Below are 22,310 nucleotides of genomic sequence, written 5' to 3'. Positions count from 1 at the left end.
CTTCTGACCACTGCCTAATCTTCCAGCGTCGAGATGTCTCCCACGTCTTGGCCCAATTCCTTGGCCTTGAGCACCCGCCGCATGATTTTGCCCGATCGTGTTTTGGGCAGGGATGGCACGATGTCGATTTCCTGCGGGACGGCGATCTTGCCCAACTCTTTGAGGACGTGGTCTTTGAGGGATTGAATCAGTTCCTTCGAGTCCTGATAGCCCTGCTTGAGGATGACGAAGGCCTTGATGGCTTCGCCGGCGGTGCGGTGCGGTTTGCCGATGACCGCGGCTTCCGCGACGGCGGCATGGCCCACCAGCGCGCTCTCCACCTCCGCCGTGCCGATGCGGTTGCCTGCCACCTTGATGACGTCGTCCGCGCGCCCCATGAACCACAGGTAGCCGTCGCCGTCCTTTCGGCACACGTCGCCCGCCGTATAACAGTTCGGAATCGTATTCCAGTACACCTTGTATCGATCCGGGTCCTTGTAGATGGTCCGCATCATCGAAGGCCATGGCTTTCTGATCACGGCGAAGCCCCCGGAATTACCGGGCAGGCTGTTGCCTTCCTTGTCCACCACGTCGGCTTCGATCCCGAGGAACGGCCTTGTGGCGGACCCCGGCTTCAGCGGGACGCAGGGCAGAGGCGTGACCAAGATGGAGCCGGTCTCCGTTTGCCACCAGGTATCCATGATCGGTTTGTCGCTGCCGGTAACCCGGAAGAACCATTCCCACGCTTCCGGATTGATCGGCTCGCCGACGCTGCCGAGAATTCGCAGACTGGACAGGTCGTATTTCTTGGGCCAATCCTCGCCGTACTTCATGAGGAGACGGATGGCTGTCGGGGTCGTGTAGAAAATCGAGACGCCGTATCGTTCGATGAGATCCCACCAACGGCCGGGGTTGGGGTAATCCGGCTTTCCTTCCGCGGTCAGGATCGTCGCACCGTTCAAGAGCGGCCCGTAGACGATATAGCTGTGGCCTGTTACCCATCCTGGGTCTGCAACGCAGAAGTATACGTCTTCTTCCTTGAGATCGAAGACGTACTTGGTCGTGATATAGGTGCCGACCATATAGCCGCCATGCACATGGACTACGCCCTTCGGCTTCCCCGTTGTCCCTGAGGTGTAGAGAATATAGAGCGGCGATTCGGCGTCGAGTTGTTCGGCCTCGCACACTGCTTTTTGATCCTTCAGCCAGTCATTCCAATCGATTTCCTTGGGAGCCGAAAGGGCAATGCCCATCTTCTCCCGGCGAACCACCACGACCTTCTCGACGGAAGGGCAGGTCTGCACGGCATCATCCACGACGCCTTTGAGGTTGATGGTCTTGCCCCGGTCGTACCCGACGTCGGCCGTAATCACGAGCCGCGCTTCCGCATCCTGGATGCGGCTGGATAGAGCGGGCGCGCTGAAGCCGGAATACACTACGCTGTGAATGAGTCCGAGCCTGGCGCAGGCCAGCATGGCCACGATCTGCTCTGGGATCTTCGGCAGATAGATTGTGACCCGATCGCCCTTCTTGAGCCCGAGCCCCTTGAGCGCATTCGCGCAGCGGTTCACCTGTCGATAGAGCTCGCCATAGGTGAAGACCCGCTCTTCGCCGTTTTCACCGACCCAAATGACCGCCACTTTGTTGCGGCGCCAAGTTTTGACATGCCGATCCAGGCAGTTGTAGGCGATGTTGCAGGTTGCGCCGACGAACCACTTGGCCCAAGGATAGTTCCACTCCAGCACGCGATGCCAGGGCGTGAACCAGTCGAGTTCCTGCGCTACCCCGCTCCAAAACTTTTCTGGATCTGCAATGGATGCCCGGTAGGCTGCCTCGTAATCTTGAATATGGGCCGCCGACTTCGTTTTGGCGGTCGGGGTAATGACGCGGCCTTCTTTCAGCAAGGTATCGATCTTTTCGTCCATGTCTCCAAAGCCTCCCGTCGTCGAGACGTTTCGTTTCGTGAGCCAGGGGCATTATGTGCAAAGGATCAAGGAACTGCAACCCTTGCCGATGCGGGTATCGCCCCTAACACCGCGCGATACAAGGATGAATCGTGTTTCGCTTCCTTGACAGTCAGGAGGAAACGAGGGTAGGCTGATTCGGTCGCACATCGGATCCCAACTCTATGCGCTCCCACGTCACAGGCCGGTTCCTCCGTTCGATTTCAGCCGCACTCGCTCTTTCTGTTCTCAGCTCCTTTACCCTTCTCCCGACCGTCCATGCGCAGGTAGGCAAGCCCGAAGGCTTGTATTACAAATCCTGGGCCGTGGTCATCGGGATCGAAAATTATCTCGTGGCGCCCAAGGCTCCCGGCGCGATCGAAGGGGCGAAGGCTGTGGCGACGTCGCTGCGAGAATTGGGATTCGACGAAGTCATCGAGCTCTACGACAAGGACGCCAGTTCCAAACGGCTGATGCAAATTCTGTCCGACTATCTGCCGCGCAAGGTCGGACGCCAAGACCGCGTGGTGATTTTCTTCTCCGGCCACGGCGTGACCACCCAGGATGCTCAAGCCAAGGAGCTCGGGTACCTTGTCCCATGGGATGCACAGGTCAACAACGCCACGAAGGCCGTGACCTTCGACCATATCAAGGAGTTCACACGCCGATCCGCCTCGAAGCACCTGCTTCTCTTGTTGGACGCCGGCCTACAGGGATGGGAAGTGACGGCGCCCCAACAGTTGTCGCTCGAAGGCCGGTTATCGCCTGAAGATGAGACGGAGAAGCGCGCGGTCCAGGTCCTGACGGCCGCCGGCAAAGACGAGCCGATCGATCGCACGGCCGGCGCTGACCCCTTCGTGCAGGCATTGGTTTCCGGCATGAAGGGTTCGGCCGACCTCAACAAGAACGGCTGGATCATGGCCAGCGAGTTGGGTGCCTTTGTAAAGCAGCAATTAGAAGGGACGAAGTCGAAACAGCATCCGCAGTTTGCCCAGCTGGAAGGCGATGGAGACGTGATCCTGGTGGAGGGGAAGAAGGCCTCCTTCCAGATGGGACAGGAACCGACCAGCCAAGCCGATCGAGCCAAGGCAGCCCGTACGCAATATGAAGAGGCGTTCGCGCTCCTGCAAAACCAGAAATCAGCCGAGGAAGCGCTGGAGCGGCTCAATCGCGCCATCGCTTACGACCCGTCCTTCGGCGATGCCTATGTATTGAAGAGCTATGTGCGGTTGGAAATCCTTCCGAACGTTGAAGAAGCCCTGGTGGCCGCGAGAGCCGCCGTGCAATATGCGCCGCAGAATCCCGATTCCCATTACACGCTCGGGCTAGTGTTCGAAAAGCAGGGGCAATTCAAGGAGGCCGAACGGGCCATGCAGCAGGCGCTCGTCGTCAACCCTGCCTATACGGACGTGTATTTCTCCCTCGGCACCCTCTACGCTGATCACCTCAATGAACCGGTGAAATCGGTCGACGCGTTCCGCCGCTATCTGGAACTTGGCGGACAGAGCGAGCGTGCGCAGCGCGCGGTCCGGCCGCAGGCTCCTCCTGCGGCGAGTCCGTAAGAGCAGACTCAACGCCAGGACGGAACCAGATATCGGTTGAATCGCTCCTCGCCGGGCAGTGCGCTTTGATCTCGCTTAGTCCTTCCCCCCGCCCTTGAGATATCCCAATCCGATTTTCAATGCGCGCCTGGTGATTTCCGGCCATCGGACCTGCGGATATTCGGCCAATACAGCCGCCGCCTTGGGGTCCTGAATGTCGAGCTCCGCAATCCGAATGATCCCATCTTGAATCTGAACGTCCGCCACAGAGGCCTCCTTACCTATGAAATGTCCGACCGTCTGAATATTCGTATCGAGTTCCGTCAACCAACTCCCGCGCCATGCGTTGACTCTCTCGGAGGTGCATGTTAGCATAACCCCGTGACTTTTCGGGCAATTATGTCTTCACACAGACTGAGCCTCGAACACCTCAATGTTTCTCGCCACCCGCATTCCACCGCCGACAGCTCTGACGTGCATTACACCAAGGAGGACTCGTATGAGTAGAGTAGTGGGGGCTCTTTCGAAAATCAGCGGCAGCGCATTGGCGCTCGTGCTCGTGATCGGTCTCGCGGCGTGCGGCGGCCCCCCGAATTGGGTACAGAAGGGCTCAGGCGCGTACAATGAAAAGAACGACAAATCCTTTTACGGTGTCGGCTCGGTCGTTGGAGTGCGGAACGAACCGCTCGCCTGGGATACGGCCGAAAATCGTAGCCGCGCCGAGATCGCCAAGACCTTCGAGACCTACACGGCTTACCTGATGCGCGACTATGCGGCCTCCACCACGGCCGGCGATTTCTCCCGAAACAGCGAAGAACAGAATATCGAACGAGCCGTGAAGACCTTCTCTGCCGTCACGCTCAACGGCGTGAAGCCGATCGACCGCTATAAGGACGAGAAGTCCGGCACCTATTATGTCCTTACCAAGCTCAGCTTGGAAGACATGAAGAACAACCTAGACCAGGCAAAGGAATTGAACAGCCAAGTGCGGGACTTTGTCCGAAAAAACGCGGACCGGTTGTTCGATCGGCTGGAAAAGGAAGAAGACAAGCGGGCCACGAAGTAGCGAGGCAGAACCCATCCGCCGCATCCAGGAGGAGATTGGCATGATCGAGTGGTCGAGTCGTTCAATCGGACGGGCGATGGCCGCCTTGGCTGTAATCGGGACGACATCGTTCTTGAGCGGTTGTGGGCACGAAAACAAAGTAACGCGCGTCGACACCGGCACCGTCACGGACCTGAGCGGGCGCTGGAACGACACGGACTCACGGATGGTGGCGGAGACCATGGTGAAAGAAGCCGTGGGAAGCCCTTGGCTCGACAATTTCACCAAAGCCAAGTCGCGCCAGCCGGTTGTGATCGTCGGCACGGTCATCAACAAGAGTCATGAACACATCAATGTGCAAACCTTCGTCAGCGACCTGGAACGAGAGCTGACGAATTCCCAACGGGTGATGTTCGTCGCCGGCAAGGGCGAACGTGAGGAAGTGCGCGAGGAGCGGCGGGAGCAGGCCGTCCACGCGCGCGAGGACACGCAGAAAGCGCCGGGAAAGGAACTCGGCGCGGACTACATGATGCGGGGCAGCATTTCGACGATCCTGGACGAACAGGACGGCACCAAGGCGGTTTTTTATCAGATCGACTTGGAAATGGTGGACCTCGAAAACAACATCAAATCGTGGTTCGGCCAGAAGAAGATCAAGAAAGTCATCGAAAAGAAACGCACGATTTTTTAGTTTCGACGGCATCCGTTGAGACGACCAATCCCATCGACCGCGGCCTCCCTGCAGGGAGGCCGCTTTCGGTTCACTCTCCCTACGTTGCTCGCTTGGAGCCTGCTCCTGCTGAGCGGCTGCAGCCTCTCCAGTAATCACTATCTCCTGATCGATCAGAGCCTTGCCGCCGGAGATCCCAAACGCGCGGACGCGATCATGGAAGAGGCTGAGTCCGATTACGGCTCACGCAACCGGCTCCTCTACAGCATGGAGCGCGGTATGACGCTCCATCTGGCCGGCGAATACACGAAGAGCATCGGTTTTCTAGAGCGCGCCGACCAGGAAGTCGAACGGCTGTACACCAAAACCATCAGGACCGAAACCACGGCCTTCCTCACCAACGACAACGTCCTGCCCTACGAAGGCGCCCCCTACGAGCACGTGATGATCAACGTCATCAAAGCGCTCGACTATGCGGTGCTCGGCCAGATCAACGAGTCCCTCGTCGAGGCCAGGCAAATCGATCACCGACTGAATGTGCTCTCGGACAAGGTCACGGACAAGGCGGCCTATCGGGAAGATGCCTTCGCGCGCTACCTCACCGGCGTGCTCTATGAGGCGGCCGGGGATATCAACAATGCCTTCGTGGCCTACCGAAAAGCCTACGACATTTTTGAGGAGACCCGCGGATGGGCAAAGACTCCGATGCCGCTCATGCTCAAGGCCGACCTGCTGCGTACGAGCGATGCCCTGCATTTGACGACCGAGTTGGATGAATACCGGCGCCAATTCCCGGACGTCCCCTGGGTTTCGCGCAACGATCACGCGGATCTCGCCCAGGTAGTCGTCATCAATTACAACGGTCGCGCCCCGCACAAGGAAGATAATTACCTCGACATTCCGATCAGCCTCGATGCGCTCCAACTGGTTCTACTGAACCGGGGCGTCGCGCATGCCTCCAACCGGAAAGAACGCCGGGCGGCGGACAGCCTGCTCTATGGGTTGAACGGCCGGGTCGTGCGAGTGGCGCTACCCAGGCTGGTTCCGCAGAAGACGCAGATACAGTACGAAGAAGTGACGCTGGTTCCGCGCGAGGGCGCTCCCATTTCCGAGAGTTCGCAACTCGTCTACAACGGCACGGCGCTGGCGGAGAAGTCGCTCTCGGAACGCATGGCCGGCATCACCACCAAGGCCTTAGCCCGAGCAGCCGTGAAATTCGCAGCAGCCGAAGCCGCGACGCGAGGCGCGCAACAGGCGGTCAACAAGGACGACGCGCCCTGGGTCGGCTTGGCCGTGGGCTTGTTGACGCACGGGCTGGCGATCGCGTCGGAAGAGGCGGACAAACGAAGCTGGAGGACATTGCCAGACGAAATTCAGATCAACCGGATCTGGGTGCCGGCCGGTGAATATGAAGCGCGGATTCGTTGCGTGGGTCGCGGAGGCGGCCCACTGCCCAGCCCTCGGGCACAATCGTTGACGCTTCGTCCCGGCGAAACCAAATTCCTCATCGAACGGGTGGTGCAATGACGGATTCCATCACACACAACAAACTGACCCTGGCGGTGATCTGCCTGATGGCCTCAACGCTGCTCCTGATAGGCTGCGGCGGCAAGCCGCGCCCAACGTGGGTGGATGGACAGAGCGCCGAATTCCCAAGCAGCCAGTATCTGATCGGCCTGGGCCAAGCAGATTCGCGTCAACAGGCCACGGAGCAGGCCTATGCCGCCGTCTCCCGGATCTTCAAAGCGGAAATCACCGCCCAAGCTAAAGACTGGGAATCCTACCTGGTGGTCGAACAGCGGGGACAGACCAGCACGGAACGACGGCTGACACTCGACAACGTCACGCAGGTCACGACGGACAAGGTCCTGGAAAATGTCCTGGTGCTCGACACCTGGTTTGACCAAAAGAAACGACAGTATTATGCTCTGGCCGGGATGAACCGCGCGCAAGCGGAAGCGTCGATGGTGGAACGGTTGAATGAGCTCGACCGGACCATCCAGACGGAGGTGACCGATGCACACCAAGCCCAGGACAAACTCACCCGTGTGCGAAATTTGAAACGGGCCACCAAGAATCTCGTGCTGCGTGAAGCCTATAACACCGATCTACGGGTGATTCGATCCAGCGGGCAGGGCACCCCCGCATCGTTTCGTGTGGCGGAACTGACCGGCGAGTTGGAACAGTTCCTGGCCTCCAATCTTCGTCTCGCGGTCGAGATGACCGGAGACCAGGCAGAACCCGTCGAACGCGCGCTCATCGAAGGACTGGCCCGCGAAGGCTTCTCGATGGTGGGACGCGACAATGCGGGCGCCCCGGAACTGCTCATAAAGGGAACCGTCCGGCTCTGGTCCCTCGATGTGAAAGATCCCCAATTCCGGTACGTCCGCTGGTGCACCGATGCCGTGATCGAGGACTTGCCGGCCCGGCGCCTGATCGGCGCCGTCTCCAAGGGCGGCAAAGAAGGCCACATTACGGAAAAGGAAGCACAGGCGAAGGCCGTACGCGTGATGCAGCAGGAGTTTTCGTCCGAGTTGGCACATGCCATTGCGGGCTACATCTACGGCGAGGCTGAGTTGCCGACATCTTCAGGCACACCTCCCGGATGCCCGAGAGACCAGGCCCCACCACACCCGATGCCCAACTAGGGCCCATCAACCCCAGGAGAGAGGAGAGCGGATGAGTAAGACAGGAACTCGCAAAGCTTCCGGACGTGACACGACGGCCGGCCCTCGTGTGTCGAGCCGCGTCATGAAAAAACGATTGCGCGATCGCCTGACCGCCGACACTCAACAGGTGCTCGGCAGCGGCATTCTCAGCACCTTCCGCAAACAAGGGTACTACGAGGAGCTGCCGCTGGACGAATTGCAGGATCGCCTGTCGAAGCTGCAGTCTCCGCTGGCCGACAGCCTCTTGAAGGGGAGGGCATAGGATGCCGTACTACTACTTCGATTCTACCGCGTTGGTGAAACGCTACAGCATGGAACGCGGAACCCGCGTCGTGAATAAACTGATGGTCAAGCGGGGAAAGGTCGCAATCCTCCCGATGTGGACTGTGACCGAGTTTTACTCGGCGCTCTCGGTACGGGCCCAACAGGGAGAAATCACCCGGGACGACTGCTATTCCGTCATGTACAAGTTTGAAATGGAATCGACCCAGGGGCTCTACCAATTTATCTCACCGACGATGCAGACGTACCTGGCCGCGAAGGAGTTGCTCCTGGACTACCCGGCGCTCCGCTCGATGCAGTTGCTGCACCTGGCGCTGGCCTTGGAATTGAAGCCGCTTCGCCTCACGGTCGTGAGTGCCGATAAGCAACTCTTGGCCGCCTGCCGGCCGACCGGACTCCACATCATCAATCCGGAAGACGATTGAGCAATTGTTCGGGTGACGGCCGAGGGCGAGGGTACATGCGCAGGCCCCCGGCCTCGGCCGTTCTACTGCACGCATTGATAGTCGGCCCGGATGGCCGCCAGGACCGTTCCCCATTCCTCCACACCCTGCTTGAGCGCCGCGACCTTCGCCGAAACAGGCTGGGAAGACTCCGGTACCACGCTCAGCTGTTCCAGCGACACCTTCGTATGTTGGAGTTCGAGCTCTCCCAACTGCACGCTGCCGCAGACGCCGGCGGAGGCGGGAAGGCTCCCACCGGCGCGACGAAATAAGGCCATCGCGCGGTAGCCGTGCTCCTGCGATCGGAACAAGTGTTCGAGTCCCTTGAACAGCGTGGCTCGTTCTGATCCGGATTCCTTTCGCGCCAGGTGTGCGGCCATCAACGCCGCCCGTCCCATGCTCATGGCCGCACCTTCCGCATCTTCGTTAGCCAAGGCGTCCTCCGCCTTCCCCTTAAGCCGGTCGAGTTCGGCCTCATCGCCCATCACCTGCGCCTGAGTCGGCCCGGCCTGGAGCCAGCAGCATAGTATCAACAACACCGCCCACGATCTGTGTTCATTCAGCATGGCTATCACGTCGGCCCGTCTCCGTTTAATTGATCTGATCAAACCCATCCAACTGTTTGAGGCTGTAGTTCGCCGCTTCCCAAAACTTGCCGGCCTGTGCCGACCCATCGCTGGTTCGCATATCGCACAGAGACTGCTGCAGTGCAGCGACGGTTCATGGGCCCGCCTGCGGGCAACAGCCCCAAGGCCCGGACCACTCTAAAGCGCCGTTCCGAATCGTTGCAAGGGCGGAAAGCCGGTCAGTATAATCCGCCGATGCTTCAGGACTGTCGTATCGGGTTTATCGGAGCGGGCCAAATGGCCGAAGCGATTATCTCCGGTCTGCTGGCGGCAGGCCTGGTCTCGCGAGACAGAATCACGGCTACTGATATCTCGCCCGCCCGCTGTGACATTGTACGCAAGGCCTACGGCATCGCCACCTCGACCGACAACAGGCAGGCCATCGAGCATTCCACCCTCATTTGCCTCTGCGTAGAACCGCAAGTGCTGGACGACGTGCTCACGCCTCTGGCTCATCGGTTCACGCCCCAACAACTGATCATATCCGTTGCGGCAGGCTATCCATTGGCCCGGCTCGCCCAATTCTTTGGCCAGCAAGCGAAGTTGGCCCGCGCGATGCCGAACACACCCTCCGGCATCAGAGCCGGCGTCACGGCGCTCTGCTGCTCCGACCATGTCGACACGCAGGGACAGGCGCAGGCCGTGGCGCTGTTCGAGTCCATTGGCAAGGTAAGTGTCGTCGAGGAACGGCTCATGGATGCCGTGACGGGCCTAAGCGGCAGCGGCCCCGCCTATGTCTTCATGATGATCGAAGCCTTGGCCGACGGGGGTGTCTTAATGGGGCTTTCCCGGCAGACCGCGTTACTGCTGGCCGCCCAAACGGTCGCCGGTGCGGCCCACATGGTGCTGGAGCGCGGCGACCATCCTGCGGTCCTCAAGGATCATGTGGCGTCCCCCGGAGGCACCACGATAGCCGGCTTGGCCACACTCGAAGCGGGCGCGCTCCGCGCCACGCTGATCAATGCCGTGGAGGCGGCAACGCGGCGATCACAGGAACTCGGCCGGCAGGGCAGTTCCAACCACTAACAAGGAGATGAGACCGTGCAATATTGGGTGAAAGTCGTGTTTGTCGACAATCAGGAACTGCTGGTAAAAGATGCGATTCGCCACACCATCAGCGACGACATGGAAGTCCTCGAGGTGGACTCGGCGAAGGAAGTCGTCATTATCCCGATGAAACAGATCAAGTACGTATCCTGCGACGCGACGGTGTTCGCCTCGAAAAAGCCGACCTCAGCGTGATGAAGGAGCAGGGAGAACCGGCCTCGCCTAGACAGTGGTCGTGATGGGACCGCCGGCCTCCGTACGGCTTCCGACCGGATCCCATTCGTAATCCCGCTCCACTGCGTCGATCAGACGGTCGAAGATGTCCGGGATGGCGCCGGTCACACGACTCCAATTGGAAATCATCGGCACCCCGAGGGGGTCTTCCAGGAAGCTCTCGGTCGCGAGCTTCATACCTTTCAAAAAGACCTCCACTGCGCTGCGTTCCTCGTGCCGGTCGAACTGCAGGCTGTTGATCGCCGCGTCGTTTTGATACCGAGTGATGGCCTCCTGCGCTGCTTGGAGGTAGGTGGCGCGCAAGGCCTTGAGCACCGCTTCCGACAATACTACGCCCTCACTGGCCAGGTTACGGAACAGGGACTTCGTAATGTCCACGCACATTTTCTGGAGGCCTTGGTCGGCGTTGTCCGGCGACAGAATCTGATGCTTGTGTTCGTAGGCATCGGCGATGTCCGCCTGACAAATCCGCCGGAGAGCACAGTTTCTGTAGACCTCCGAGAGCACACCGACTTCCAAACCCCAGTCACCCGGAATTCTGTTGATCCAAGCCAAATCGCGCACCATCGCGAATTCCCCCGCCAGCGGATAGCGGAAACTGTCGAGGAAGGTCAGGAGAGGATGGGCACCCGCCACTTGCTGGAGGCTACGAATCAGCGGGGTGAGATAGAGTCTCGTCACCCGGCCGTGCAGACGATCGGTGACTCGACTGTAATACCCTTTGCAAAACTCGTAGCCTAAGTTCGTGTTGACGATCGGGTAACAAAGTCGCGCGAGGTATTCGCGGTTGTAACTTAGGATGTCGCAGTCATGCAGGGCGATGACGTTGCTCTCGCCTCGCGCCAAGACATAGCCGAAGGCCATCCAGCAGCCGCGTCCCTTACCTTGCAGACCCGTGTCGATCTCACTCAGAGACAGCAGTTTCAGGATATTTTGGATCCGAGAGCCGTCATTCCAGACAATGCGGACACGCTGCGGCAAAACGGAGAAGAACTGCTTGGCCAGCCGAAACTCCAGCGCCGAAGCCCGGTCCAAGGAGACGACGATCTCGTTCACGTAGGTGATGTCTTTCAGGACTTGGACGATGTGCTTGAGCGCAGGATTCTCCAACTCCGAATAGAGGGAGGGGAGGACCAGTGCGATCGGATTGGCCGAGGCATGCCGCTCCAATTCCTTTTCCAAATGCTCGAGATTCGGCTTCCCGAGCCTGTGGAGCACGGTAACCAACCCGTTTTGATGAAAATCCGACATAGCCCCTCCTCTACTGTAACCGGGAAATAGAGCGCCAGCGGTGGTGTTCGATCGACCGGACGCCGCACCCACTTGGGCAGCGGGTAAACGCAGTAGCGGGCACGGACGCTGTGGCGAGAGGGGACGACCTCAGCTACTGGGCTGGAGGCATGACTTTGCTGGTCGCGACCGCCTTCACGATCTTTGCGCGCTTCACGGACTCCAGGAACCGATCCCGGGGTTCCGGCTGCGGCAAATTCACTTCCACGGAGTACCACCCTGACTTCGCGGGCCCCTTCTTGGTCCCATGAATCTCCTGGATCAATTCTTCGATGCTCCTGTCCGTCGTCCCATCCTCGAACGAGACCCAGAACATAAAGGCCTGAGGATCGGTATCGCGATGGGGCTCTGCATTCGAGACAGGGATAGCGGCCTCCTTAGGAGGTTCAGCACTGGCCACCACGGTCGGCTTGGAGGCTGCGGCGTTCGCTTTCGCCACTTCGAGCGAAGCCAGCGCCAAGCGCGCATGCAATTCCCGATTACGGCTTTCGAGCAACGCCACTTGCTTGATGAGGGTTTCATTCGCGGTTTTTACCGCATGAATGTCCTGCGTGACCTGGGCGCGATCCGCCTCCGCCTTGCTCGCAGCCGTACGCAAACCTTCCTGCAATTCCTGGCTCGTGACAGTCTTGGCCGTCTGCAGTTCGTCCTGGACGGTCACGACCTGGGCAGTGAGTTTCTGCTGCGCGTGGGCCAAACCGTCCACCAGACGGCTCAGCTGGGTCAACTGTTCCTGGCCTGTCCGAGAGGCCGCCAGGGCCGACGACTGGGCATCCGCCAATTGTGCAAGTTGTTGATGGAGTCGATCGATTTGCTGGTCGTTCAGCTCCCGAGCCGCCTGCTCTTCCTCGACCTGATGCAGCCGGTCATCCCATCCAAACCAGGCAGGAACCCGCTCGGCCAGCAGAGCCGTGATACCGATCGCCAACACCACCTGGGCAAACGCGCCCGCAATCGCAAAACCACGGTGCGCGCCGGCAGGTACGGTTGTGCTAGGAAACAACCCGGCTGTCATCTGCGTCCACCAGCGGGGAGCGGCCTCATATCGCAACTGCAACGTCCCTCCGTCGAAGCGATTCTGGATCTGGGCTTCGAGCGAATCCTTACCGATGGACACGCGTACGCGTTTGGAGCCGGCTTCGGGTGCGACACAGCCGCCGAGGAGAATCCCGGCTTCGCTCCGGATCTCGAGGTTTTGAATGCTGCGCTCGCGAGTCGTAAAGTTGAATGACGGATCGCCGCCGGCACAGTCCAACGTGCCGACCCGCTCGTGGTTGACGAGAACCTGCAGAAGACCCGGTCGCTCCCCGGCTACCCGACGCGGCTGGTCCTCCAGGGCATCAAGCAGATGTTCGCGATAGTCGTTGAGCTCGTGTGCTTCCATGATGCCGTCCTCCTCGATCCCCGCTGAAAAGCGCCAAGATGCCACCTTTCTTCAACGGGTGAATATGGAGATTGATTTGCGGCTTTGCCCCACCGTGCCACTCAGCTTGCCGGCGATCAGCGACTTCCAAGAAACAATCGCGGCAAAATGCCAAATGCCACACGCGGTAATCGTGGCCGTAATCATCCTCAAATAGCTGTCCCCACTTGTGGGCAGGGAGACAGGGATAGTTTTCCGGTTCACTCTTGCGATAGTGCGACTGCAGCACGGGAATCAGCCGGTTCACTTCATGATGCAGGTGATCGGGACGCACCCGCAGCTCTTCATCCAGCAACTGGAGGTCGGAACCGCTCAATCCCGACTCGTCCATGGTGCGCTGCCACCCGGTCTGCCGCCACCTTTCAAAGTTCTTATAGACCCGCTGGCTTTCCGCCTGCCCCAATCCCAAGAGCTTCACCACATGGGCCTGTCCAAGCCCGTAGAAATGGTAGAAGAGTGCGATCAGGGCGTCCCGGCTCACGACAGCCCGCGACGCCAACCCGTCCAGGAATCGCCCCACGGGGGAGAGCAATTCCTTGTGATAACAGAGCGGGTCAGGCTGGCTGAACGACTTCGCAATTAGGCTATCGAGCAGGAAGAACGGCCGGCAGGGAACTTCAGTCCGACCAAACACGACAAACCGCTCCACCAGTTCATAGCCCCAGCGCAATGCCAATTTTTCATGTGTGATGTCATCGACCCACTGACCAGTTTCCCGCAGAAACCGCTTTGTCTGACTTGTCGCCCGATCCAGCAATTCGGGCAAGGATTTGGTGACTAACTCGTCGAAGTCCCGCTCTGTGGAGACAACGCTATTCAATTGAGCAGACAACGATTGACCCTCTCGCGGCGTTTTTCCCTCGAGCGATTTTCCCTGTATCATGGCGACTCCGAAGGCAAATGACAATTCGACAAGTAGAGGTATAGAAGACCATATTTGTCTACGGAGGGTCAATGCCCCAAGGCAGGACAAGCCGCTCCTGTCGCAGGTTGCAACAAGTCGCGGCTGGCCCTAAACCAGGGTGTCGCAGGTGGGCGAAACGGGAGGTCGAGACCCTCTAAGGCCGGTCGGTGGAAAGTCGCTTCGCCAAGCGTTTGGCTAGTCTGGTCATGGCAGGGGAACGGTCGGCCGGGTCCAGTAACACATTGATGACATAGGGTTGGGTCGCATCCCCGAGGGCCTTCCCCAAGGCCTGGACGAATTCTCCTTGGGTGGCCACGCGGACCCCCTGGCCGCCGCCGACCAACTCGCACACACGCTCATACCGCCAATCGGGGATATCATTAAAAGGCCCTTCCATTATCTCGCGTTCCGTCGAATAGCCCCGATTATTCAGTACGATCACAACCGGAGCCTGCCGGTATCGCACAGCCGTAGACAGTTCGCTCCCGGTCATTTGGAATGCCCCGTCGCCGACAAGGACAATCGGACGGAGGCTGGCATCGGCAAATCCCGCCCCAATGGCAGCCGGCACTGCAAACCCCATGGAAGTGTAATAGGCGGGGGAAAGAAATTCGAATCGCCGATGTACGTGAAGATCGACCGAGGCGAACAAGGATTCGCCGACATCGGCAATGACCAGCGTATGCTCGTCCAGCACCGTATCCAGATGTCGAAACACCCCATTGAGGGTGACCGATGCCTGCGCAGGGGGAAGCGGTTCCTCCGGCTTGGATGGAGCAGGCAGGGACGGGGCGGGGAAGGATTTCAATGAAGCATTGGCCAGCCCCTTCACAAAGTCTTCAAATCGAATGGAATCGTAACGGTGGTGCTTGATGGCCACGCGATCTGCCGTGGCATGGATCGTATGGCCATCCGAGAACAGCGAGGAGTGCGCGTCCAGGTCTTCGACGTCGGACAGAATCGACCCAAGGATCAAGAGACAGTCGGTTTGATTCACAAACTCTTTGACTTCCTCGCGCGCCACCAACCCACTGTAGACCCCGACATACAACGGATGATCTTCGTGAATAATAGACTTGCCCAAGAGTGTTGACGCAATAGGCACGTTGAGTCGTTCGACCAAACGAATCAATTCATCGGTCAGGCCAAATCGACCGACCTCGGCGCCTGCAAGAATCACCGGACGTTTGGCACTCTCCAGCATGGTCCGCACCTCGGCAATCGCCTCCGCCAAGGCGGCGGGATCCGTCGGTTCGTCTTCCAGCCTTTTCGACGCCGTGTGGTCCGGCAGCGGCACGTGCACCATGTCTCGCGGGATCTCCAAATAGATGGGGCGGCGATACCGCAACAGGGCCGCAAAGGCTCGATCCATCTCCCGTTGCGCGGTGATGGGGTCTTCGAGACTGACCGCCGCAACGGTCATTTTTTCGAATACCTCGCGCTGGGTGGAGAACTCTCGCACCATATGATGCAGATAGGGATTGCGCGCGCGCTCCGAGAGTCCGGGCGATCCGGTAATGAGCACCACCGGCGACCGTTCCGCATAGGCGCAGGCGATCGCGTTGACCGTATTGAGCCCGCCGACGCAATAGGTGACGCACAGGGCTCCGATCCCGTTGATCCGCGCATAAGCATCCGCGGCAAAGCCCGCACAGTCTTCCCGGGTCGTGCCGATATGTTGAATGGGAGAGGATTCCAAGAGTTTATAGAAACCGAGGACATAGTCACCGGGGATTCCGAAGATGTGCCGTACCCCCAGTTGATGAAGCCGATCCAGAACAGCGGTCCCGATCGTGCGTGTGGTCATGACACCTCGAATGGTTAGGTCATCATTGCAAAACACCTGTTGAACGCAGTCACTGTCTGCAGGAAACCACAGGCGTCACGGAAGGTCAAGCCTGGACACAAACGATGCGGACGGGTTGCGTCGCGCCGGATTTTCAGGCACCCTCACGTCCCAAATCGCCCCGCAGCAGGCTAAGAGGAGATTCCCTTTGCAATCGACACCGACCGCTCGCATTCGTCTTTCCCCGCAACGCGACACATCGAAATATCATGGCCACCTGTGGGTCTTCGACGGACAGGTAGCGGAGGTATCGGGCTCACCAGCCGCCGGTGATGTCGTCGACGTGTTCTCCGCCCGAAAGCAGTTTCTCGGCCGTGGGTTCTACAACCCCAATTCGAAGATCCGCGTTCGCCTGTTGACCTTCCGCGAGGAGCCTCTGGATGAGGCCTTCTTTGCCGCCCGATTACAAACTGCGGTGGCCCTCCGCCGGATCGTGGCCCCCGGGACGACGGCCTGCCGCCTGGTCTATGGAGAAAGCGATTTGTTGCCGGGACTCGTGGTGGATCGCTTCGGTAACACGGCCGTCATGCAGGTGCTCGGGTACGGCATGGATCTACGGAAGGAACTGCTGGGTGATCTCCTGCTGCAAGAAGGCGGGGTCGAGCACGTCTACCTGCGCAACGACGCAAAGAGCCGAACCCTTGAAGGGCTCCCTCTTGGAAAAGGGTTCTTGCGCGGCTCATGCGACACTACAATCAAAATCCGGGAGGGTTCGGCCAGGTTCTTGGTCGATATCGCAGAAGGGCAGAAAACGGGGTGGTTCTGTGACCAGCGCGACAACCGAATCGCCGCCGCCGCCCTTGCCCATGACCGGACCGTACTTGAGGTCTTCAGCCATACCGGCGCATTCGGTATCCAGGCCGCGCTTGCCGGCGCCCGATCCGTCGAGGGACTCGACGTCAGCGCTGCCGCTGTGGGACTGGCTGCTCGACACGCGGCCCTCAATGGAGTCGAGGAACGGTGCCGCTACCGACAGGCGGATGCCTTCGAAGAACTCCGCCTGCTGGAGCGGAGCGAGACCCGCTACCAGATGCTCATTCTAGATCCACCCGCGTTCGCTCGGAGCAAACACGCGATTCCCCACGCATTGGCCGGCTATAAGGAAGTAAACCTGCGTGGATTGAAGCTGCTCGAGCCGGGAGGTTTTCTCGTGAGTTGCTCGTGCTCACACCCGATCGACGATCAAGACTTTTGGACGATGCTCCAATCAGCCGCACGTGATGCGGGCCGGCAACTGCGCTTGATCGAGCAACGTGGCCAAGCGCCGGACCATCCGATTCTGGCCGGCATGCCCGAGACGCGCTACCTTAAATGCTACATCCTCCAGGTATTCTGAGGCACCGATGCCGGATGCGAAGGCTGTGACCGACCCACCGGACCGCCCGGCGAACCGCCCCGTGGTTTCCGCCTCCGAGCACCTGCCTGAAATCACGCCCAAAGCCGTAATCCTATCCGTAATCCTGGCGGCCGTGCTCGCCGGCGCGAATGCCTATTTGGGACTGTTTGCCGGTATGACCGTATCTGCCTCGATCCCGGCGGCCGTAGTTTCCATGGCCGTACTCCGCCTCTTTCGGCAATCGAATATTCTAGAGAACAACATCGTCCAAACCGCAGCTTCCTCCGGCGAGGCCCTAGCCGCCGGCGTCATTTTTACCGTCCCAGCCCTGGTGCTCGTGGGCCATTGGACGACGTTTGATTATTGGCAGACAACGATGGTCTCGCTGGTCGGTGGGGTGCTAGGCGTGCTCTTCACGATTCCATTGCGACGCGCCTTGATCGTGCACGCCCGGCTACAGTTTCCGGAAGGGGTTGCCACCGCCGAGGTGCTCAAAGTCGGCGCCAAGACCGATACCGGTAGTGACAGCCGAGTCCGTACCCTCGCGGTCGCAGCGGGACTCGCAGGGTTGTTTAAGTTCGCGGAAGGCGGGCTCAAACTTTGGAGCGACTCGCTCGAAGGCGTGGTCCAACTCGGCCGTTCGACCTGGTATGGAGGATTGAACCTATCTCCCGCGCTCCTCGCGGTCGGATACATTGTCGGTCTCAATACAGCCCTAGTCGTATTCCTCGGTGGGGTGCTCGGCTGGCTTCTGATCCTGCCATTCTATCAACTGGTTGCGCCTCCTCCGGACACAATGACAGGAATCGCTTCGGCACGAGCGACGTGGAGCGGACAGATTCGCTATGTTGGGATCGGGGCGATGCTCGTAGGCGGGATCTGGACCCTCATCCAAGTCCGCAGCCCAGTCATGGAAAGCTTAAGGAGCTTGGCCGGACTGTACCGCAGGGCCAATTCAAGCGGTTTCCAGGAACCAGATCTCCGAACCGAACGGGATGCCGGTGCCGGCTGGATCGCAACCTTGACCGTTCTTTCTGTTCTGCCGCTCATCTGGCTCTACAGCCACATCCTCGGGAATCTTTGGGGCGGACTCGGGCTGGCACTCGTGATGGCAGTGGCGGCATTTCTTTTTTCGTCGGTCGCCGGCTACATGGCTGGCTTGGTCGGCAGCTCGAGCAATCCGGTCTCCGGGGTCACGATTGCCACGATCATGCTGGCCTCGCTGTTTCTTTTGTTGTTCCTGGGACAAGGCAATCCCATGGGACCGCCGGCAGCCCTCCTAGTAGGGGCGGTCGTGTGTTGCGCCGCGGCGATGGGCGGAGACAATCTTCAAGACCTCAAGACCGGCCATCTGGTCGGCGCCACACCTTGGAAACAACAGATTATGCAAGTGATTGGGGTGGCCACCGGAGCGGTGGTGATTGTTCCAGTCCTTTCATTGCTTCAAGCGAAATACGGCATCGGAGACGTCACCGATGCACACCCGCACCCGCTCAGCGCCCCCCAGGCCACATTAATGGCGAATCTGGCACGAGGGGTCTTTGGTGGCTCCGTCCCGTGGCACCTGGTCGGTTTCGGAGCCGTGGTCGGCATTCTGGTGATTACAGTGGATCTGCGCTTGCAGGGACAGGAAAGCCGGTTTCGCCTGCCGGTACTGGCCGTCGCGCTTGGAATGTACCTACCGTTCAAGCTATCCGTCACTATCGTCCTCGGTGGCCTCATTTCAGAATACCGAACACGTCGAGCTATACGAGAAGAGGAACGGGAGGAGGCAGACCTTGGCTTGCTCGCTGCTGCGGGGCTGGTGACAGGGGAGGCGTTGGTCGGTATTCTCCTGGCCCTTCCTATTGCTCTAGCTGGTATTTGGCCCGCACTCTCGGGTGACCCATTCCAGATCTTTCGTGAGCCGCCCTTGAGCGGATGGCCCGGCTTGCTGGCCATGCTGCTGATCGCGGGTTGGCTGATTAGAACTGCCCTGGAGAATACTCGAACCACTGACCGTGGATGAGTCGGGGGAGGAGTATGGTTGGTTAGTCGCTGGGCGGTTCGAAATGTCCCGGTGGACGCGACTGCCATGGGACGGTCGCCTGCTTGGCCTGTTTGACGAGGCTTCGCAAACTGACTTCGGCCGCACGCAGCAACTTGGGATCGCCACTCTGCAGCAGCGCTGTGACGAGAACGAACAGCGTGCGCTCATGGCCGGCGGCACGAAGCATGCGGTCGATCACAGGGTCCGCCCCTTCAAGCATCCCCAAAAATTCCGCATCATCCTCGTCATCCTTACATAACAACTCGATTTGAGAGGGATGAATGAATAGCCAGGAAAGCGGTATGCCAAGGCCGTCCGCCACCGCTTGTAGAAGCGAATGGGGCGGATCGATCTGTTCGCCCTCGATCTCTTCTAGAAGAGGAAGAGGCATGCCAGCACGGATCGCCAGAGCGGATTCCGCACAGTTGCGGGAGGTACGCCAGGCTCGAATCAACGGTCCAATGTGCGACATGGGGCGCATCTTACTGTATCGCCCCTAGTGCTGCAACAGGCTTCCCTGCCGCCAATTACACATTCACGTCGTGAATTCAATAGGTTAGAATCACTCCGTCTATCTAGTACAAACCGACATGAATCAGGTAGAATGACCCCGTACCTTCGGGAACGTAAGAAGCGAGGAGGACCATCCGATGTTAGGAACCGATATTCGCGGCATCATGGCCGAGGAAGAGGAAGTCCAACGGCGGCAGGAAGCCCTACGTTCGCTGATGTCCATGCGCGAGAGACTCTTACGCGAATCACTCGAGGCAAGAATCAAGCGTGCCCGAACCACTGGAGATTGGACCAATCTTTCCCGAGCGGAATGCGCCAACATCTACAAACAGGAACGTGTCCATCTTCGCGCGCAGCTCGAACAATTGCGCGTCGAACAAGACCGAACCAGAGGTAAGCTCTCAGCCCTCAAGCGGGCGAAGGCACGTGCTCAGCGGATCAGGGCTGCCGAAGCGGCATCCGGGAAAAAGCGCAAATAAGCAATTTCGGATAACCCTACACCGCGCCTCTGCTCTGACCCATCCTCCGTTCCCTGGAAAAACCCTTGTCGGACCTGCGCCCCATCCCACGTACCCAAGCTTCCTACATTCTTGAGCTCCTGAAGGTCAGGCGCACTCGGGACCGTGAGCGGGTCTTCGTCTTGGAAGGTGCCAAGCCGATTCTCGAACTGGTCGAACATGTTCCTCAGAAAATTGTCACACTCGTTCTCTCACCCACCTTCCTCGAGCGCCAGTCTCCAGCCATGCAAGATCGCTTGCTGAGCGGCCCATATCAGACATATATGAGCCCAGACACACGCTTTGCGCAGTTGTCCGATGTGGAGTCCCCGGCAGGTATCCTAGCCATCGTGCGGCAGCCTCACTGGGACGAGGCTGCAATTCTCAGCCGCAAAACGATTCTAGGACTGTATGGGGACCGCTTACAGGACCCCACCAATCTGGGAACGATTGTTCGAACAGCAGCTGGTTTGGGGCTGGATGCCCTCTGGCTGTCACCGAATTCCGTCGATGTCTTCAATCCGAAAGTCGTTCGGGCTACGGCGGGTACGTTGTTTCACCTTCCCATTTTTCAACGAACGGAACTCGGAGCGCTTCTGTCCGATGGCATGACAGTCGTTACCGCCGATAGTCAAACCACTGGCAGCAAGCCAATCCGAAACTGGAGAAGCAGACATGCCAAGACGTTGCTAGCCATTGGAAGCGAAAGCGAAGGCCTCTCACCCACAGTCCGTTCCCATGCCCACCTGAGCATCACGATTCCACTGAACAAATGGGTCGAGTCGCTGAACGTGGCAGCAGCAGCAGCGATCGTGCTGTATCACGCGTCAAGCCTTCCGATTGAAGAATAGACTGTCCCAGCAAGGGATGGGCGTTAGGATTTGCTCTCGATCAGCGGAGGATTGGCGGAAATTATGTGGTGCCGAGGGACAGAATCGAACTGTCGACACCAGCCTTTTCAGGATTGAAAGAAAGCGAGCAAGATCAAATAGATACGACGAAAACGCAGTGCAAAAAGTGACATTTCATGTCATGTAAAATCAATGAGTTACAGGAGCAGGTGCCAGTACTGGCACCTGCATTTTGCTTGTCTCCAATTAGCATTGGATCCCTATGTAATAGGATTTCAATGGAGTGTGTCAGGACAATGTCTTGATACAATCAATTCATTGAGATAGCCTCACTGCCACTAGGAGGTACGAGGCTGCCAGCCCGGTCAGTTCGTAGGGAAAAGCTGGATCTTCGATTGAGTCCGGCAGATAAGCGGATCTTGGAAGCCGCTGCCTCTTTGTCCAATCGTTCCGTGAATGAGTTTGTCCGGGAGAGTGCCTTGTCTCGTACTCATGAAATGCTGGCCGATCGTCGTACGTTCCTCTTGAGTCAGTCCAAGTGGGCTGAGTTTCAAGCCGCTCTGGATGCTCCCACTCGCCACAACCCCCGTATACAGCGTCTCTTGACCGAGCCGGGATTCTTTGACGCTGATCCTTCTTCTGCAATGGCAGAGAAACATTGACTTGGACTATCGAAAAACATCGGCGGCATCACACCGTTGAGGCGTTCGATCAAGAAATATCATTGATCTTCAGCAATAGACGGCGGTACCATATCCTCATGAGTATACTGGCGCGTATTACTGTCAATCCGGCCCAGTGCGGTGGTCGTCCCTGTATTCGTGGGATGCGGATTCGCGTGAAAGACATCCTCGACCTTCTTGCAGCTGGGGTGTCAACGGAGACCATCCTGGAGGACTACCCCTATCTTGAGAAAGAGGATATTCAGGCGGCCCTTGAATTTGCGGCGGCCCAATCCGATCACGTCATGCTCCGGGCCGGATGAACTTCCTGATTGACGCTCAGCTCCCTCCAGCATTATCTCGTCTTATCATATCTCTCGGCCATGGAGCCGTTCACGTCGAAGAAATAGGCATACTCCTCGCAACGGACCAGACGATCTGGAACTACGCCGTTTCCAATGCCCAGGTCATTGTCACAAA

General features: G+C 58.9%; 24 protein-coding genes. 16 read left to right on the top strand and 8 right to left on the bottom strand.

The annotated features are described in order from the left end of the window. Positions 1-14 precede the first annotated feature (14 nt). Positions 15-1,904, bottom strand: coding sequence for an acetate--CoA ligase (gene acs, locus KF814_17905; GenBank protein MBX3238024.1), 1,890 nt, complete (start codon positions 1,902-1,904; stop codon positions 15-17). A 203-nt stretch (positions 1,905-2,107) separates the two neighbouring features. On the opposite strand from acs, the gene KF814_17900 reads away from it, so the two are divergent. Continuing rightward, entirely contained in the window at positions 2,108-3,484 is a 1,377-nt protein-coding gene (locus KF814_17900; protein MBX3238023.1) for a tetratricopeptide repeat protein, read from the top strand. A 75-nt stretch (positions 3,485-3,559) separates the two neighbouring features. On the opposite strand, the gene KF814_17895 is transcribed toward KF814_17900, so the two are convergent. Beyond that, complete coding sequence (locus tag KF814_17895; GenBank protein MBX3238022.1) at positions 3,560-3,730, bottom strand: hypothetical protein; 171 nt, start codon at positions 3,728-3,730, stop codon at positions 3,560-3,562. Between the two features lie 232 nt (positions 3,731-3,962). Between KF814_17895 and KF814_17890 the strand changes: the two genes are divergently transcribed. Genes KF814_17890 through KF814_17865 form a run of 6 tightly spaced genes read left to right on the top strand, consistent with a single transcriptional unit; the run spans position 3,963 to position 8,554 of the window. Further along, positions 3,963-4,529, top strand: coding sequence for an LPP20 family lipoprotein (locus KF814_17890; GenBank protein MBX3238021.1), 567 nt, complete (start codon positions 3,963-3,965; stop codon positions 4,527-4,529). A gap of 40 nt (positions 4,530-4,569) precedes the next feature. Then, positions 4,570-5,199: a penicillin-binding protein activator LpoB gene (locus tag KF814_17885; GenBank protein ID MBX3238020.1), complete on the top strand. Its 630-nt coding sequence runs from the start codon at positions 4,570-4,572 to the stop codon at positions 5,197-5,199. A 15-nt stretch (positions 5,200-5,214) separates the two neighbouring features. After that, positions 5,215-6,705 (top strand): hypothetical protein, encoded by a 1,491-nt coding sequence (locus tag KF814_17880; GenBank protein MBX3238019.1) that lies wholly within the window; start codon positions 5,215-5,217, stop codon positions 6,703-6,705. Next, positions 6,702-7,826, top strand: coding sequence for an LPP20 family lipoprotein (locus KF814_17875; GenBank protein MBX3238018.1), 1,125 nt, complete (start codon positions 6,702-6,704; stop codon positions 7,824-7,826). The genes KF814_17880 and KF814_17875 overlap by 4 nt, the downstream gene beginning before the upstream one ends. Before the next feature lie 31 nt (positions 7,827-7,857). Next, positions 7,858-8,109: a hypothetical protein gene (locus tag KF814_17870; GenBank protein MBX3238017.1), complete on the top strand. Its 252-nt coding sequence runs from the start codon at positions 7,858-7,860 to the stop codon at positions 8,107-8,109. A gap of 1 nt (position 8,110) precedes the next feature. Further along, on the top strand, positions 8,111-8,554 hold the full coding sequence (locus KF814_17865) for a type II toxin-antitoxin system VapC family toxin (protein MBX3238016.1): 444 nt from the start codon (positions 8,111-8,113) through the stop codon (positions 8,552-8,554). A gap of 62 nt (positions 8,555-8,616) precedes the next feature. On the opposite strand, the gene KF814_17860 is transcribed toward KF814_17865, so the two are convergent. Further along, positions 8,617-9,138 carry a hypothetical protein gene (locus KF814_17860; protein MBX3238015.1) on the bottom strand — a complete coding sequence of 174 codons (522 nt, stop codon included), beginning with the start codon at positions 9,136-9,138 and terminating at the stop codon, positions 8,617-8,619. A 255-nt stretch (positions 9,139-9,393) separates the two neighbouring features. Here KF814_17860 and proC point away from each other — a divergent pair, with 255 nt between their 5' ends. Next, complete coding sequence (gene proC / locus KF814_17855; GenBank protein ID MBX3238014.1) at positions 9,394-10,224, top strand: pyrroline-5-carboxylate reductase; 831 nt, start codon at positions 9,394-9,396, stop codon at positions 10,222-10,224. Between the two features lie 15 nt (positions 10,225-10,239). Further along, on the top strand, positions 10,240-10,440 hold the full coding sequence (locus tag KF814_17850) for a hypothetical protein (protein MBX3238013.1): 201 nt from the start codon (positions 10,240-10,242) through the stop codon (positions 10,438-10,440). 27 nt (positions 10,441-10,467) lie between these two features. Here KF814_17850 and KF814_17845 read toward each other — a convergent pair whose 3' ends face one another. The 4 genes from KF814_17845 to KF814_17830 form a co-directional block, all read right to left on the bottom strand. Continuing rightward, positions 10,468-11,730, bottom strand: a complete 1,263-nt coding sequence (locus tag KF814_17845; protein ID MBX3238012.1) for a glycosyl transferase — start codon at positions 11,728-11,730, stop codon at positions 10,468-10,470. Between the two features lie 133 nt (positions 11,731-11,863). Then, positions 11,864-13,153, bottom strand: a complete 1,290-nt coding sequence (locus tag KF814_17840; GenBank protein ID MBX3238011.1) for a hypothetical protein — start codon at positions 13,151-13,153, stop codon at positions 11,864-11,866. Next, positions 13,110-14,075 (bottom strand): hypothetical protein, encoded by a 966-nt coding sequence (locus KF814_17835; GenBank protein ID MBX3238010.1) that lies wholly within the window; start codon positions 14,073-14,075, stop codon positions 13,110-13,112. The genes KF814_17840 and KF814_17835 overlap by 44 nt, the downstream gene beginning before the upstream one ends. Positions 14,076-14,250: 175 nt before the next feature. After that, positions 14,251-15,903 (bottom strand): alpha-keto acid decarboxylase family protein, encoded by a 1,653-nt coding sequence (locus KF814_17830; GenBank protein MBX3238009.1) that lies wholly within the window; start codon positions 15,901-15,903, stop codon positions 14,251-14,253. Between the two features lie 187 nt (positions 15,904-16,090). Between KF814_17830 and KF814_17825 the strand changes: the two genes are divergently transcribed. Continuing rightward, positions 16,091-17,278 carry a class I SAM-dependent rRNA methyltransferase gene (locus tag KF814_17825; GenBank protein MBX3238008.1) on the top strand — a complete coding sequence of 396 codons (1,188 nt, stop codon included), beginning with the start codon at positions 16,091-16,093 and terminating at the stop codon, positions 17,276-17,278. 7 nt (positions 17,279-17,285) lie between these two features. Further along, the gene (locus KF814_17820) at positions 17,286-19,286 is read left to right on the top strand and encodes an oligopeptide transporter, OPT family (protein MBX3238007.1); all 2,001 of its coding nucleotides are present in this window, start codon (positions 17,286-17,288) and stop codon (positions 19,284-19,286) included. Between the two features lie 22 nt (positions 19,287-19,308). Here the strand turns inward: KF814_17820 and KF814_17815 are convergent, their stop codons facing one another. After that, positions 19,309-19,779 carry a helix-turn-helix transcriptional regulator gene (locus KF814_17815; protein ID MBX3238006.1) on the bottom strand — a complete coding sequence of 157 codons (471 nt, stop codon included), beginning with the start codon at positions 19,777-19,779 and terminating at the stop codon, positions 19,309-19,311. Positions 19,780-19,957: 178 nt separating this feature from the next. Between KF814_17815 and KF814_17810 the strand changes: the two genes are divergently transcribed. The 5 genes from KF814_17810 to KF814_17790 all read left to right on the top strand — a co-directional run. Continuing rightward, positions 19,958-20,299 (top strand): hypothetical protein, encoded by a 342-nt coding sequence (locus KF814_17810; GenBank protein MBX3238005.1) that lies wholly within the window; start codon positions 19,958-19,960, stop codon positions 20,297-20,299. A 65-nt stretch (positions 20,300-20,364) separates the two neighbouring features. After that, positions 20,365-21,168, top strand: coding sequence for an RNA methyltransferase (locus tag KF814_17805; GenBank protein MBX3238004.1), 804 nt, complete (start codon positions 20,365-20,367; stop codon positions 21,166-21,168). 419 nt (positions 21,169-21,587) lie between these two features. Continuing rightward, positions 21,588-21,830, top strand: coding sequence for a DUF1778 domain-containing protein (locus KF814_17800; GenBank protein MBX3238003.1), 243 nt, complete (start codon positions 21,588-21,590; stop codon positions 21,828-21,830). Positions 21,831-21,928: 98 nt separating this feature from the next. Further along, positions 21,929-22,153 carry a DUF433 domain-containing protein gene (locus KF814_17795; protein MBX3238002.1) on the top strand — a complete coding sequence of 75 codons (225 nt, stop codon included), beginning with the start codon at positions 21,929-21,931 and terminating at the stop codon, positions 22,151-22,153. Then, on the top strand, positions 22,150-22,310 hold a 161-nt coding region (locus KF814_17790), incomplete at its 3' end, for a DUF5615 family PIN-like protein (GenBank protein ID MBX3238001.1). The genes KF814_17795 and KF814_17790, both read left to right, overlap by 4 nt.

This window comes from Nitrospiraceae bacterium, from assembly GCA_019637075.1.
GTDB lineage: Bacteria > Nitrospirota > Nitrospiria > Nitrospirales > Nitrospiraceae > JAHBWI01.
Note: the sequence above shows the minus strand (reverse complement) of the source record. Positions and strands in the feature narration are given on the sequence as shown.

Excerpts from the sequence above, each read along its gene's own strand:
- KF814_17815 (MBX3238006.1), bottom strand. The coding sequence starts at position 19,779 with ATGTCGCACATTGGACCGTTGATTCGAGCCTGGCGTACCTCCCGCAAC.
- KF814_17845 (MBX3238012.1), bottom strand. The coding sequence starts at position 11,730 with ATGTCGGATTTTCATCAAAACGGGTTGGTTACCGTGCTCCACAGGCTC.
- KF814_17810 (MBX3238005.1), top strand. The coding sequence starts at position 19,958 with ATGTTAGGAACCGATATTCGCGGCATCATGGCCGAGGAAGAGGAAGTC.
- KF814_17890 (MBX3238021.1), top strand. The coding sequence starts at position 3,963 with ATGAGTAGAGTAGTGGGGGCTCTTTCGAAAATCAGCGGCAGCGCATTG.
- KF814_17870 (MBX3238017.1), top strand. The coding sequence starts at position 7,858 with ATGAGTAAGACAGGAACTCGCAAAGCTTCCGGACGTGACACGACGGCC.
- KF814_17830 (MBX3238009.1), bottom strand. The coding sequence starts at position 15,903 with ATGACCACACGCACGATCGGGACCGCTGTTCTGGATCGGCTTCATCAA.
- KF814_17840 (MBX3238011.1), bottom strand. The coding sequence starts at position 13,153 with ATGGAAGCACACGAGCTCAACGACTATCGCGAACATCTGCTTGATGCC.
- KF814_17795 (MBX3238002.1), top strand. The coding sequence starts at position 21,929 with ATGAGTATACTGGCGCGTATTACTGTCAATCCGGCCCAGTGCGGTGGT.
- KF814_17860 (MBX3238015.1), bottom strand. The coding sequence starts at position 9,138 with ATGCTGAATGAACACAGATCGTGGGCGGTGTTGTTGATACTATGCTGC.
- KF814_17835 (MBX3238010.1), bottom strand. The coding sequence starts at position 14,075 with ATGATACAGGGAAAATCGCTCGAGGGAAAAACGCCGCGAGAGGGTCAA.
- KF814_17885 (MBX3238020.1), top strand. The coding sequence starts at position 4,570 with ATGATCGAGTGGTCGAGTCGTTCAATCGGACGGGCGATGGCCGCCTTG.
- acs (MBX3238024.1), bottom strand. The coding sequence starts at position 1,904 with ATGGACGAAAAGATCGATACCTTGCTGAAAGAAGGCCGCGTCATTACC.
- KF814_17875 (MBX3238018.1), top strand. The coding sequence starts at position 6,702 with ATGACGGATTCCATCACACACAACAAACTGACCCTGGCGGTGATCTGC.
- KF814_17900 (MBX3238023.1), top strand. The coding sequence starts at position 2,108 with ATGCGCTCCCACGTCACAGGCCGGTTCCTCCGTTCGATTTCAGCCGCA.
- proC (MBX3238014.1), top strand. The coding sequence starts at position 9,394 with ATGCTTCAGGACTGTCGTATCGGGTTTATCGGAGCGGGCCAAATGGCC.
- KF814_17820 (MBX3238007.1), top strand. The coding sequence starts at position 17,286 with ATGCCGGATGCGAAGGCTGTGACCGACCCACCGGACCGCCCGGCGAAC.
- KF814_17865 (MBX3238016.1), top strand. The coding sequence starts at position 8,111 with ATGCCGTACTACTACTTCGATTCTACCGCGTTGGTGAAACGCTACAGC.